General features: G+C 72.9%; 8 protein-coding genes and 1 pseudogene. 6 read left to right on the top strand and 3 right to left on the bottom strand.

Going from position 1 to position 13,168, the window contains the following annotated elements:
* Window positions 1–2: 2 nt before the first annotated feature.
* The 3 genes and pseudogenes from AC07FY_RS15995 to AC07FY_RS16005 form a co-directional block, all read left to right on the top strand.
* Window positions 3–2,939, top strand: a complete 2,937-nt coding sequence (locus AC07FY_RS15995) for an FAD-binding and (Fe-S)-binding domain-containing protein (protein ID WP_479006146.1) — start codon at window positions 3–5, stop codon at window positions 2,937–2,939.
* 160 nt (window positions 2,940–3,099) lie between these two features.
* Entirely contained in the window at window positions 3,100–4,917 is a 1,818-nt protein-coding gene (locus AC07FY_RS16000; RefSeq protein WP_479006148.1) for an ABC transporter transmembrane domain-containing protein, read from the top strand.
* Window positions 4,914–6,692 (top strand): annotated as a pseudogene (locus AC07FY_RS16005) (ABC transporter ATP-binding protein); the annotation flags it as partial. The gene AC07FY_RS16000 and the pseudogene AC07FY_RS16005, both read left to right, overlap by 4 nt.
* A gap of 68 nt (window positions 6,693–6,760) precedes the next feature.
* On the opposite strand, the gene AC07FY_RS16010 reads toward AC07FY_RS16005, so the two are convergent.
* Window positions 6,761–7,552, bottom strand: coding sequence for a metal-dependent hydrolase (locus AC07FY_RS16010; RefSeq protein ID WP_479006151.1), 792 nt, complete (start codon window positions 7,550–7,552; stop codon window positions 6,761–6,763).
* A 157-nt stretch (window positions 7,553–7,709) separates the two neighbouring features.
* Between AC07FY_RS16010 and AC07FY_RS16015 the strand changes: the two genes are divergently transcribed.
* The 3 genes from AC07FY_RS16015 (at window position 7,710) to AC07FY_RS16025 (ending at window position 11,663) form a co-directional block, all read left to right on the top strand.
* Entirely contained in the window at window positions 7,710–10,232 is a 2,523-nt protein-coding gene (locus tag AC07FY_RS16015) for a DEAD/DEAH box helicase (RefSeq protein ID WP_479006153.1), read from the top strand.
* Between the two features lie 88 nt (window positions 10,233–10,320).
* Window positions 10,321–11,211: an acyl-CoA thioesterase gene (locus AC07FY_RS16020; RefSeq protein WP_479006155.1), complete on the top strand. Its 891-nt coding sequence runs from the start codon at window positions 10,321–10,323 to the stop codon at window positions 11,209–11,211.
* Window positions 11,212–11,261: 50 nt separating this feature from the next.
* Window positions 11,262–11,663, top strand: a complete 402-nt coding sequence (locus tag AC07FY_RS16025) for a YchJ family protein (protein ID WP_479006158.1) — start codon at window positions 11,262–11,264, stop codon at window positions 11,661–11,663.
* Here AC07FY_RS16025 and AC07FY_RS16030 read toward each other — a convergent pair.
* On the bottom strand, window positions 11,627–12,592 hold the full coding sequence (locus tag AC07FY_RS16030; RefSeq protein ID WP_479006161.1) for a DUF6397 family protein: 966 nt from the start codon (window positions 12,590–12,592) through the stop codon (window positions 11,627–11,629). The genes AC07FY_RS16025 and AC07FY_RS16030 overlap by 37 nt on opposite strands.
* 83 nt (window positions 12,593–12,675) lie before the next feature.
* Window positions 12,676–13,074, bottom strand: a complete 399-nt coding sequence (locus tag AC07FY_RS16035) for a roadblock/LC7 domain-containing protein (protein ID WP_479006164.1) — start codon at window positions 13,072–13,074, stop codon at window positions 12,676–12,678.
* Window positions 13,075–13,168: the final 94 nt, after the last annotated feature.

Genomic DNA, 13,168 nt, shown 5'->3' on the forward strand with positions numbered 1-13,168 from the left:
ACATGCCGCTGCTGGAACCGGAGCCGGGGGCCCTGCGCCCGCGCGGCGTCGGCGCTCCCGCCCCCGACCGGCTCCCGGACCACCGGTCCGCCGGCACCCCGGAGCCGCTGCGCACCGAGCTGACCGAGCTGCTCGGGGCCGAGAAGGTGCTGTGGAAGGTCTCCGACCTGGTCCGCTACGCCTCGGACGCCTCCCCCTACCGCTTCGTCCCCCAGGTCGTGGTGGTCGCCGAGGACATCGACGACGTCTCCGCCGTCCTCTCCTACGCCCGTGGCCGCGGGCGTGAGGTCGTCTTCCGTGCCGCCGGCACCTCGCTCAACGGTCAGGCCCAGGGCGAGGACATCCTGGTCGACGTACGCCGTCACTGGGCCGGCATCGAGGTGCTCGAAGGAGGCCGGCGCGCCCGGATCCGGCCCGGCACCACCGTCCTGCGGGCCAACGCCGCCCTCGCCCGGCACGGCCGCGTCCTCGGCCCCGACCCGGCGAGCGCGGCCGCCTGCACGCTCGGCGGCGTCGTCGCCAACAACGCCTCCGGCATGACGGCGGGCACCACGAGGAACTCCTACCGCACGCTGTCCTCGCTCACCCTCGTCCTGCCGGGCGGCACGGTCGTCGACACGGCGGACCCGCTGGCCGACGAGGAGCTGGCACGCGCCGAGCCCGCCCTGTGCCGCGGGCTGATGGAGATCAAGGAGGAGATCGAGGCCGACCCGGAACTCGTGGCCCGGATCCGCGCCAAGTACGAGATCAAGAACACCACCGGCTACCGGCTGGACGCCTACCTGGACGGCGCCACCCCCGTCGAGGTCCTGCGCGGCCTGGCCGTCGGCTCGGAGGGCACGCTGGGGTTCATCTCCGAGGTGGTCTTCGACACCCTCCCGCTGGAGCGGGAACGGTGCACCGCGCTGCTGTTCTTCCCCTCGCTGCCCGCCGCGGCCGCCGCCGTGCCCCTCTTCAACGAGGCGGGCGCCCTCGCCGTGGAGCTGATGGACGGCAACACCCTGCGCGCCTCGGTCAGCGTCGCGGGCGTCCCTGCCGACTGGGCGGACCTGCCCAAGGACACCGCCGCCCTGCTCGTGGAGTTCCGCGCGCCGGACGCGGCGGGCGCCGAGGCGCATGAGAGCCGCGCGGCCCGGCTGCTCACCGGGCTCGACCTGGTGGCGCCGGTCGCCTCGGTCACCAACGCCTTCACCCGCGACGCGCGCACCGCCAACGGCTACTGGACGGCCCGCAGGGCCTTCGTCACCGCCGTGGGCGGCGCCCGCGCCGCCGGCACGACGCTGATCACCGAGGACTTCGCCGTACCGCCGCCGCGTCTGGCCGAAGCCTGCGAGGCGCTCCTCGACCTCCAGGCACGGCATGGCTTCGACGCGGCCGTCGCCGGGCACGCCGCCCACGGCAACCTGCACTTCCTGCTCGCCTTCGACGCCGCCGACCCGGGGGACGTCGAGCGGTACGCGGCGTTCATGGACGCGTTCTGCCGGCTCACCGTCGAGCGCTTCGACGGCTCCCTGAAGGCCGAGCACTCCACCGGCCGCAACATGGCGCCCTTCCTGGAACGGGAGTGGGGCAGCAGGGCCACCGAGCTGATGTGGCGCACGAAACGCGTCATCGACCCCCACGGCGTGCTCGCCCCCCGCGTCCTCCTCGACCGTGACCCGCGGGCCCACCTGCGGGGCCTGAAGACCATTCCGCGCGTGGAGGCGGCGGCCGATCCGTGCATCGAGTGCGGGTTCTGCGAACCGACCTGTCCCAGCGGCGACCTGACGACCACTCCGCGCCAGCGGATCGCGCTGCGCCGCGAGATGACGCGCCAGCAGCCCGGCTCCCGGGTTCTGGACGGGTTGCTGGGCGCCTACGGCTACGACGCCGTCGACACCTGCGCTGGCGATTCCACCTGCGGGCTCGCCTGCCCGGTCGGCATCGACACCGGCGCGCTGATGAGGGAGTTCCGCCACCGTCGGCACGGTGCCCGCGAGGAGCGGGCCGCCGCCCTGGCGGCGGAGCGGTTCGCGGCCGTGGAGTCCGTCGCCCGGCTGATGGTGGCCCTCGCCGACCGGCTGCCGGACCGCGTCCGGGACGGACTGCTCGCCGCCGTCACGGGCGCCGCCCGCAGAGCCGTGAGCCCGGAGCTGGTCCCGAGCTGGCTGCCGCAGATCCCCGGCGCCGCCGCGCGCAGGCTGCCCGCCACCCGGCGGACGGGCGCCGCGGCCGTGTACTACCCGGCCTGCGTCAACCGGATCTTCGCCGGTTCCGGCGCCCGGCCCGGCCCCTCCCTGCCGCAGGCCGTGGTGGCCGTGTCGGAGCGGGCCGGGAAGCCCGTGTGGATCCCGCCGGACGTGACCGGCACCTGCTGCGCCACCATCTGGCACTCCAAGGGCTACGAGGCGGGGAACCGGCTGATGGCCAACCGCACCGTCGAAGCGGCCTGGGGCTGGACCGCGGGCGGCCGGCTGCCGCTGGTCGTCGACGCGTCCTCCTGCACGCTGGGCATCGCGCGCGAGGTGGTCCCCTACCTGACGGAGCAGAACCGGGCCCTGCACAGCGAGCTGCGCGTCGTCGACTCGGTCGTCTGGGCGGCCGAGGAACTGCTGCCGCACCTGGAGATCCGCCGCACGGTCGGCTCCGCCGTCCTCCACCCCACCTGCTCCATGCGGCACCTGGGCGACGAGCCGCAGCTGCTGGCGGTCGCCGGGGCCTGCGCGCGGGAGGTGGTGGTCCCGGACGACCTCGGGTGCTGCGCCTTCGCCGGGGACCGGGGCATGCTGCACCCCGAGCTGACGGCCTCGGCGACGGCGCGGGAGGCCGCCGAGGTGACCGCCCGGCACTTCGACGCGCACCTGTCGGCGAACCGGATGTGCGAGGTGGGCATGGACCGGGCGACGGGACGGTCGTACTCTTCGGTCCTGCTCGAACTGGAGCACGCCACCCGCCCCTGAGCGCCGGTGCGCGCGGCCTGTCTGACCAGGTGCGACGCCTCCGGTGCGGTCAGCAGGACTCCTCGTCGCGGGTCCTCGCCGAAGGAAAACCGATTGCCCGGCCCCGGCCCGAAAGGCGAACCTTGCACGGTTCGGACCACTCGAGCAGTCATGGGGCGTCATGCAGATCAGTGATCTTCCGTACCGGGATCCCGGAGTGGCCGACGCCCGCTCCGGCCCCCGTTTCCTGCTGTGGCTGGGCCGGGGCCAATTGGGCGGTCAGTTCAAGAGCCTGTGCTGGGGGCTGCTGCACTTCTGCGGAGTCGCCGGGCTCCCCTACACGGTGGGCACGGGGGTCGAGGCGGTCGTCGACCGCGACGGCGGCCGGCTGCTGCTGGCCGGCGGGCTGCTTCTGCTGCTCGGCGTCGCCATCTCGGTCGGCGACGCCATGCTGCACCGCACCGCCGTCACCAACTGGATCACCGCCGCGGCCCGCGTGCAGCAGCTGCTGGCGCGCAAGACCGCCGAGCTGGGCTCGGCGCTGACCCGCCGGGTCGCCGCGGGCGAGGTGGTCGCGGTGTCCACCGGGGACGTGGAGAAGATCGGATGGTTCGTCGAGGGCGTCTCGCGCTTCCTCGCCGCGCTCTTCTCGGTCGTCCTCGTCTGTGTCGGCCTGCTCTTCTACGCACCGGAGCTGGGCGTGGTGGTGGGCATGGGCGTACCTCTGGTCGCCCTGGCGGCGCTGCCCCTGCTGCCGCGCGCCACCCGGCGCGCCGACGTCCAGCGGGAGATGGCGGGGAAGGCGACCGAGCTGGCCTCCGACACCGTCGCGGGACTGCGGGTCCTGCGGGGCATCGGAGGCGAGGACCTGTTCCTCGACCGCTACCGCGCGGCCTCCCAGGAGGTCCGCAGGGCGGCCGTGCGCAGCGCCCGGATGTGGGCGGCGATTTCCGCGATCCAGGTGCTGCTGCCCGGCGCGCTGATGATCACGGTGGTCTGGTACGGCGCCGGACTCGTGGTCGACGGGCGCATCGCGGTCGGCGAACTCGTCGCGGCGTTCAGCGCGGTGGCGACGCTCCTCTACCCGCTGCGGCACTTCGAGGAGATCGCCATGGCCTACTCCTTCTCCCGGCCCTCCGCGCAGCGGGCCGCCCGGGTGCTGTCGCTGACCCGTACGGACGCCGGCGAGCGTCCGGGGGTCGCCGCGGCGGCCCCCGCCCCGGGCGGTGACCTGTACGACCCGGAAACCGGACTGCTGGCCGCGGCGGGCCGGTTCACCGCCGTCGTGTGCGGGGACCCGGATGTGGCGGGCCGGCTCGCGGAGCGGCTCGGCGGCCATCCCACGGACACGGCCGCCGGGCCCTCTGTGCTGCTCGGCGCCGTCGCCTTGGACGAGCTCGAACTGGATACCGCGCGCACGCTCGTCCTCGTCCAGGACAAGGATCCGGTGCTGCTGTCGGGAACCCTGCGCGAGCTGTTCGCCGTCCCGTGCTCGGGCGCGGTCGAGCCCGCTGCCGCGCTGGCGGCGGCGCAGTGCGCGGACGTACTGGAGGCGCTGCTCCAGTCGGCGCCGGACGGGGTGGACGACCCGATGGACGTGCGGATCACCGAGCGCGGCCGCTCGCTGTCCGGCGGGCAGCGCCAGCGGCTGGCCCTGGCGCGGTCCCTGGTCACCGATCCGGAGGTGCTGGTGCTGGACGAGCCGACCTCGGCGGTCGACTCGCACACCGAGGCACGGATCGCGGACGGGATCGCGAGGCTGCGGGCCGGGCGCACCACGGTGGTACTGGCGTCCTCGCCCCTGCTGCTGGACCGCGCCGACCGGGTCGTCCTCGTCCACGAGGGCGCGGTGGCGGCGGCGGGAACCCACCGCGAACTGCTGCACCGCGAACCGCTCTACCGGGCGGTGGTGACCCGCGAGACGCAGGACGGGCAGCAGCCGGCCGGCGGGGAACCGGCGTACTTCGACGTGCTCACGGAAGTGGAGGAATCCGCATGATCGGCGTGGCGCCGCCGGACTACGACCCGGCGGCCCCGGAAGCGGCCGCCACCCTGCCCGTGGGCACGCCGGTGACCGTACGGGCCTATGTGCGCGGGCTGTTCCGGCGCCACCGGCGGGCCTTTGTGGCGCTTGTGACGGTCAACGCGGTCGCGGTGACCGCCTCCATGGTCGGCCCGTACCTGCTGGGCCGGGTCGTGGACGATCTGGCGGCGGGGGTCCGCGAGCTCCCGCTGGGGCGTGTGGCGGTGCTGTTCGCGCTGGCGCTCGTCGTGCAGGCCCTCTTCGTCCGATTGGTCCGGCTGCGCGGGGCGATGCTCGGCGAGGAGATGCTGGCCGACCTGCGCGAGGACTTCCTGGTGCGGTCGGTGGGGTTGCCGCCGGGTGTACTGGAGCGGGCCGGTACGGGCGATCTGCTGTCGCGGGTCACCACCGACATCGACCGGCTGGCTAACGCGATGCGCGAGGCCGTTCCGCAACTGGCCATCGGCGTGGTGTGGGCGGGTCTGCTCTACGGGGCGCTGGCGGTGACGGCGCCGCCGCTGGCCCTGGCCGCGCTGGTGGCGCTGCCGGTCCTGGTGGTCGGCTGCCGCTGGTACTTCCGGCGGGCCCCGTCGGCGTACCGCTCCGAAGCCGCCGGCTACGCGGCGGTCGCGGCCGCGCTGACCGAGACGGTTGACGCGGGCCGCACGGTCGAGGCGCACCGCCTGGGCCCGGGCCGCATCGCGCTGTCGGAGCGGCGGATCAAGGAGTGGACGGCCTGGGAGCGCTACACGCTCTTCCTGCGGACGGTCCTGTTCCCGGTCGTCAACGTCACCTATGTGACCATCCTCGGCTCCGTGCTGATGATCGGCGGCTACTGCGTGCTGCGGGGCTGGATGTCGGTGGGGCAGCTGACCACGGGCGCGCTGCTGGCGCAGATGATGGTCGATCCCATCGGCCTGATCCTGCGCTGGTACGACGAGCTGCAGATCGCCCAGGTGTCCCTTGCCCGGCTGGTGGGCGTACGGGAGATCGAGCCGGAGGCGGGGGACGCGACGGTGGGGCCCGAGGGCCGGGACGTCCGGGCGCGGGAGGTCCACTTCGGCTACCGCGAGGGCGTGGACGTCCTGCACCGGGTGTCCCTGTCCGTGCCGCCGGGGACCCGGATGGCGCTCGTGGGCCCCTCGGGCGCCGGCAAGTCCACGCTGGGCCGGCTGCTCGCGGGCATCTACGCGCCGCGGTCCGGTGAGATCACCCTGGGCGGGGCCCGGTTGTCGCAGATGCCGGCCGAACGGGTGCGCGAGCACGTGGCGCTGGTCAACCAGGAGCACCACGTGTTCGTGGGTTCGCTGCGCGACAACCTGCGGCTGGCCAGGGCGGGCGCGGGGGACGCGGAGTTGTGGGCGGCACTGGGCTCGGTGGACGCGGACGGCTGGGCGCGCGCCCTGGAGGCCGGTCTGGACACGGGGGTCGGTTCCGGCGGGGCGGCGCTGACCCCGGCGCAGGCCCAGCAGGTGGCGCTGGCCCGGCTGGTACTCGCGGACCCGCACACGCTGGTACTGGACGAGGCGACCTCGCTGCTGGACCCGCGGGCCGCACGGCACCTGGAGCGGTCCCTGGCCCGGGTGCTGGACGGGCGCACGGTCATCGCGATCGCCCACCGTTTGCACACCGCGCACGACGCGGACGTGATCGCGGTGGTCGAGGACGGCCGGATCAGCGAACTCGGTTCGCACGACGAACTCGTCGCGGCGGACGGAGCGTATGCCGCGCTGTGGCGGTCCTGGCACGGTGGGCCGCGGCGCCGGGGTCCTGTCGTCGAAGTGGCGCCGCGGGCCAGGCGCCGCTTCGACGACAGGACCTAGACGAAACCGAGCGCCGAGGCGCCCCCGTAGCCGCCGAGCAGGACGAACACCGGCATGAGCAGCTTGAGCTCCACCCAGCTCCCGGCCCGGAAGCGCATCATCTTGGGCGGGCCGATCGGATACCAGCGCTTGCCCGCGATCGGGAGGGGCCACAGGATCGGGCAGCCCGAGACCGTCAGGGCGTCGCCGATGTCGTGGACGAGGGCGCCGAGCACGATCGGCAGGCCGAGCCAGAGGTACTCCTGGCCCGGGCCGGTGAACAGCCAGCCCGCCCCGTTGCCGGGCTGGTCGAGCACTCCGGCCAGGATCCACGCGCTGGTGGCACCCAGCAGCCAGACCAGGACGTCGCTGGACATCCGGGCAGCCCGCCAGAGCAGCCCTTCCACCGCCAGCACCAGATGGACGAAGAGCAGGGCGAGCACGCCCCAGCGCTCGGCGGTCACGGCGAGCGCCGAGGCGCCCCCGCCGATCAGGACGGCCCAGAGCCAGGTGTGGGTGAGCGTGCGGTGGCCGCCGGTGCGGCGGGCGTCCTTGCGCGAGCGGGTGGCCTTGTAAACGGCGTAGGAGATCTTGTCGACCACCTCGCACAGCCCCTTGGACAGCGGCCCGAAGGCGCGCGAGATCGTGGCCGACTTGTGGTCGAGGTCCGGCGCGAGGGCCGCTCCGGCGCAGATCAGCGCGCCGACGACGAGCACGGGCCAGGGCATGGGATGCCCGGCCGCCGCGGTCGCCGCACCCACCCCCAGCCAGGCCGCCGCCCCCGAGAGTGAATGCGCCGGACCCATCATGGTCGTTCCCCGCCCCGGTGGTGTGATGTGTGATGTCGTACTCGGGCCGCGTCGACGGTTTCGCCCGGGGCCGTTCCGACGGCACAGCGTACCGCCGATGATCTTCCCTGGGTCGGCCGGTTCCCTCATCCGGGGCGAAGCCAGGCAAGATGGGGGCGTGACCCTCATTGATCAGCTCCCGCCGAACGCCGACCCCGACGCCCTCTTCGAGGCTTTCTCCTCGTGGGCGGAGGACCAGGGCATCACCCTGTACCCGGCTCAGGAGGAGGCGCTGATCGAGGTCGTCTCCGGGGCGAACGTGATCCTGTCCACCCCGACCGGCTCGGGCAAGAGCCTGGTCGCGGCGGGCGCGCACTTCACCGCCCTGGCGCAGGACAAGGTCACTTTCTACACCGCCCCGATCAAGGCCCTGGTGTCGGAGAAGTTCTTCGACCTGTGCAAGCTCTTCGGCACCGAGAACGTCGGCATGCTGACCGGCGACGCCTCGGTGAACGCCGACGCCCCGGTGATCTGCTGCACCGCCGAGGTGCTGGCCTCGATCGCCCTGCGCGACGGCCGGCACGCCGACATCGGCCAGGTCGTGATGGACGAGTTCCACTTCTATGCCGAGCCGGACCGCGGATGGGCCTGGCAGATCCCGCTGCTGGAGCTGCCGCAGGCCCAGTTCGTCCTGATGTCGGCGACCCTCGGCGACATGAAGCGGTTCGAGGAGGACCTGACCCGGCGCACCGGGCGGCCCACCTCCGTGGTCCGCTCCGCGAATCGGCCCGTCCCGCTGTCGTACGAGTACGTGACCACGCCGATCACCGACACGATCACCGAGTTGCTGGAGACCCGGCAGGCTCCCGTCTACATCGTGCACTTCACCCAGGCCCAGGCGGTCGAGCGGGCGCAGTCGCTCATGAGCATCAACATGTGCACCCGCGAGGAGAAGGACAAGATCCAGGAGCTGATCGGCAACTTCCGCTTCACCACCAAGTTCGGCCAGAACCTCTCCCGCTACGTCCGGCACGGCATCGGCGTCCACCACGCGGGCATGCTGCCGAAGTACCGGCGCCTGGTCGAGAAGCTCGCGCAGGCCGGTCTGCTGAAGGTGATCTGCGGGACCGACACCCTCGGCGTCGGGGTCAACGTCCCGATCCGCACCGTGCTGTTCACCGCGCTCACCAAGTACGACGGCAACCGGGTCCGCACGCTGCGCGCCCGCGAGTTCCACCAGATCGCCGGCCGCGCCGGCCGGGCCGGTTTCGACACGGCGGGCTATGTCGTCGCGCAGGCGCCCGAGCACGTCATCGAGAACGAGAAGGCGCTCGCCAAGGCCGGCGACGACCCGAAGAAGCGCCGCAAGGTCGTGCGCAAGAAGGCCCCGGAGGGCTTCGTCGCGTGGTCGGACACCACCTTCGAGAAGCTCATCGCCGCCGACCCCGAGCCGCTGACCTCGCGGTTCAAGGTCACCAACATCATGCTGCTGTCGGTCATCGCCCGTCCCGGTGACGCCTTCCAGGCGATGCGCCACCTCCTGGAGGACAACCACGAGCCGCGCAAGGCGCAGCTGCGGCACATCCGCCGGGCCATCGCGATCTACCGTTCGCTGCTCGACGGCGGCGTGGTGGAGAAGCTGGACACCCCCGACGCCGAGGGCCGTACCGTCCGGCTCACCGTCGACCTCCAGCAGGACTTCGCCCTCAACCAGCCGCTGTCCACCTTCGCGCTGGCCTCCTTCGACCTCTTGGACCCCGAGTCCCCTTCCTACGCGCTGGACATGGTGTCCGTCGTGGAGTCGACCCTGGACGACCCGCGTCAGATCCTGGCCGCCCAGCAGAACAAGGAACGCGGCATCGCGGTGGGCCAGATGAAGGCCGACGGGATCGAGTACGAGGAGCGGATGGAGCGGCTCCAGGACGTCTCCTATCCCAAGCCGCTCGAAGAGCTGCTCTTCCACGCCTACGACGTCTACGCCAAGAGCCATCCGTGGGTGCGCGACCACCCCGTCTCCCCCAAGTCGATCGTCCGCGACATGTACGAGCGCGCGATGACCTTCACCGAGTTCACCTCCTTCTACGAGCTGGCCCGCACCGAGGGCATCGTGCTGCGCTACCTGGCCGGTGCCTTCAAGGCGCTGGACCACACCATCCCCGACGACCTCAAGTCCGAGGACCTCGAAGACCTGATCGCCTGGCTCGGCGAACTCGTCCGCCAGGTGGACTCCAGCCTGCTCGACGAGTGGGAGCAGCTGGCGAACCCGGAGGTGGAGACCGCGGAGGAGGCCCAGGAGAAGGCCGACCAGGTCAAGCCGGTCACGGCGAACGCACGCGCCTTCCGCGTCCTGGTGCGCAACGCGATGTTCCGCCGGGTGGAGCTGGCCGCCCTCGACCACGTCAACGTGCTGGGCGAGCTGGACTCCGAGTCCGGCTGGGACGCGGACGCCTGGGGCGAGGCCATGGACGGCTACTGGGACGAGTACGACGACCTCGGCACCGGACCCGACGCCCGCGGCCCCAAGCTGCTCCAGATCGAGGAGGACCCGGCGCACGGCCTCTGGCGCGTCCGGCAGACCTTCGCCGACCCCAACGGGGACCATGGCTGGGGCATCAGTGCCGAGGTCGACCTCGCGGCCTCCGACGAGGAGGGCCGGGCCGTCATCCGGGTCACCTCGGTCGGCGAGCTCGGGACGCTCTGAGCGCACGACCCGTCCCCGGCGGCCCACCGGCGCCGCCGACTCCCGCTTCCCGCCGGCCCCGCCCGGACCCGACAGTGGAGAACCCCTGATGACGAACCCCGCCGAGAGACTCGTCGACCTGCTCGATCTGGAGCAGATCGAGGTCAACATCTTCCGCGGCGCCAGCCCGCAGGAGTCCCTCCAGCGCGTCTTCGGCGGCCAGGTCGCCGGCCAGGCCCTGGTCGCGGCGGGCCGCACCGTGGAGAGCGACCGCCCGGTGCACTCGCTGCACGCGTACTTCCTGCGCCCCGGCATCCCCGGGGTGCCGATCGTGTACCAGGTGGAGCGGGTGCGCGACGGGCGGTCCTTCACCACGCGCCGTGTCACCGCGGTCCAGCAGGGCAAGACGATCTTCAATCTCACCGCCTCCTTCCACCATCCGGAGGAGGGCGGCATCGAGCACCAGCTGCCTCCTCACCACGTTCCTCATCCGGACACGCTCCCCAAGGTCGCGGACGAGATCCGCGAGCACCTGGGGGCGCTGCCGGAGGCGCTGGAGCGGATGGCCCGCCGCCAGCCCTTCGACATCCGCTACGTGAACCGGCTCCGCTGGACTCCCGAGGAGCTCAAGGACGCCGACCCCCGCAGCGCGGTGTGGATGCGGGCGGTCGGCCCGCTGGGCGACGACCCGCTCGTGCACACCTGCGCCCTCACCTACGCCAGTGACATGACCCTCCTCGATGCCGTGCGCATCCCGGTGGAACCGCTGTGGGGGATGCGCGGGTTCGACATGGCGAGCCTCGACCACGCCATGTGGTTCCACCGGCCGTTCCGGACCGACGAGTGGTTCCTCTACGACCAGGAGTCGCCCATCGCCCACGGCGGCCGGGGGCTGGCCCGCGGCCGCATCTACGACCTGGAGGGCCGACTGCTGGTCTCCGTGGTCCAGGAGGGCCTGTTCCGTCCGTACACCGCCCAGCCTCCCCGGCCCGCCCGGTAAGTCCGCGCGACCCCGCCGCCCCGCCCGCCCACGAGGAACCGAGTCCACCCATGCCCACCCCGGCCCTTCCCTGCCCCTGCGGGCTGCCCGTCGCCTATCCGGAGTGCTGCGGCCGCTTCCACTCCGGTGCCCAGCCGGCCCCCACCGCCGAACGGCTGATGCGCTCGCGGTTCAGCGCCTTCGCCGTCGGCGACACCGCCTACCTGCTGCGCTCCTGGCACTCCTCGACCCGCCCGGCCGGGCTCGACCTGGATCCCGGACAGCGCTGGGAGCGCTTGGAGATCCTCGCCACCGAGCGCGGCGGCATGTTCGAGACGGAGGGTTCGGTGGAGTTCCGGGCGCACTACCGCGCGGGCGGACACACGGGCTCGCTGCACGAGCACAGCGCCTTCTCCCGCGAAGCCGGAGCCTGGGTCTACGTCGGCCCGCTGTCCCCCGTCGACTTCGACTGACCGCGCGCCCCGGTCAGCGCGAACTCCAGACTGGTGCGGTACCAGTGGATCTCGTCCGGCGGCCCGGCCTTGAGCAGCCGCAGCGCCACGGCCGCGGCAGCCGCGGCCTGCGGGTGCCCGTACGGAAGGGGCGGGGCGAGGGCCGCCAGGACGATCCGCTCCGCCGAATCGGGCACGGCGAGCAGCAGTTCCGGCTCCGGTAAGACGGAGGCCAGGACCGCGGCCCGCTCCCACGGGTCGGCGGTCCGTCTCAGCAGGAGCCCCACGTGCCTCCCCCGCCATGTCCGGGGGCGCAAATCTTCCTTGGCCTCGAGCAGTTTCCGGTCGTCCGGGGGCGCCACACCGCGCAACCGCGCCGGCTCGTGTGCCGCGAACTCCCGCAGTTCGGCGGTCAGGTAGAGCCACACCACCGCGCGGTACCGGTTGATCCGGTAGCCGACCGGAGTGAGGTGCCCGCACCGGGCGAGCCGGGTGAAGCGGCTCGGTCCGATGCCCAGCACGCCGGCGGCGGCCTCCGCACCGGCCACGGTCGCCACCGCTTCCCGCAGTGCCTGCGGCCCGCCCTCTCCCGGCCTGCTGCCGGCGGACCTGACCCGGTCCAGCTCGGCCCGCGTGAAGCGCGCGGCCCGGCCGGGGGCCGAGGGCCCCGCCCGCACGATCCCGAGCTGGACGGCCCTGGCGAACTCCGGGCGGGTCAGACCCAGTTCCGCCGCGGCCCGCGCACCGCCCACCAGCTCCGCGGCCCCTGCACCAGCCCCTGCCTCCGCCCGCACCTCGGCAGGGGCTCCGGAAGGGACATCGGCCGACGGCATCGGCATGGCCGCCGCCCTCATGGCCGCCATCGGCATGGCAGTCGTCGGCACGCCAGTCGTCGGCACGGCCGCCGTCATGGTCGTCGGCAGGATCGTGGCCATGGTCGTGGTCGTCATCACGGTCTCCTTCACAAGCGCTGATCACTCTGTGTGAAGACCGTAACTCACAGCAACGACACCGCGAGAGCCCTGTGGATAACTCAGCCCCCGGTGATTCGCCGCTCGGCGACCCCCAGGTGCTCACCCACCCGGTTGACCAGCAGGGTCATCTCGTAGGCGACCTGCCCGATGTCCGACTCCGCCGCGCTCAGCACGCACAGGCAGCTGCCCGCGCCCGCGGCCATGACGAAGAGCACCCCCTCGTCGTACTCGACCATCGTCTGGCGTACCTCCCCGGCCCGGAAGTGCCGCCCCGAGCCCTTGGCCAGGCTCTGCAGTCCGGCCGAGACGGCCGCCAGGTGCTCCGCGTCCTCCCGCGCCAGCCCCGCGCTCGCGCCGGTCACCAGGCCGTCGTTGGACAGCACCACCGCGTGCCGCACCTGCTGGACCCTGCGCGTCAGGTCGTCCAGCAGCCAGTCGAGCTGCTTGTCCAGTGCCATTTCCGAGCCCCTCCCCGTCGACGCACCCGCATGGCCCCCGCCGCGCCCCGCGTAGTCGTCCCGCCAGCCTTCCCCACCAGTGCCTTTCCGGCAA

The organism is Streptomyces sp. NPDC045967 (genome assembly GCF_056430495.1).

Coding starts and splice junctions, on each gene's coding strand:
- AC07FY_RS16020 (WP_479006155.1), top strand. CDS start 10,321: ATGACGAACCCCGCCGAGAGACTCGTCGACCTGCTCGATCTGGAGCAG.
- AC07FY_RS15995 (WP_479006146.1), top strand. CDS start 3: ATGCCGCTGCTGGAACCGGAGCCGGGGGCCCTGCGCCCGCGCGGCGTC.
- AC07FY_RS16000 (WP_479006148.1), top strand. CDS start 3,100: ATGCAGATCAGTGATCTTCCGTACCGGGATCCCGGAGTGGCCGACGCC.
- AC07FY_RS16030 (WP_479006161.1), bottom strand. CDS start 12,592: ATGACGACCACGACCATGGCCACGATCCTGCCGACGACCATGACGGCG.
- AC07FY_RS16010 (WP_479006151.1), bottom strand. CDS start 7,552: ATGATGGGTCCGGCGCATTCACTCTCGGGGGCGGCGGCCTGGCTGGGG.
- AC07FY_RS16035 (WP_479006164.1), bottom strand. CDS start 13,074: ATGGCACTGGACAAGCAGCTCGACTGGCTGCTGGACGACCTGACGCGC.
- AC07FY_RS16025 (WP_479006158.1), top strand. CDS start 11,262: ATGCCCACCCCGGCCCTTCCCTGCCCCTGCGGGCTGCCCGTCGCCTAT.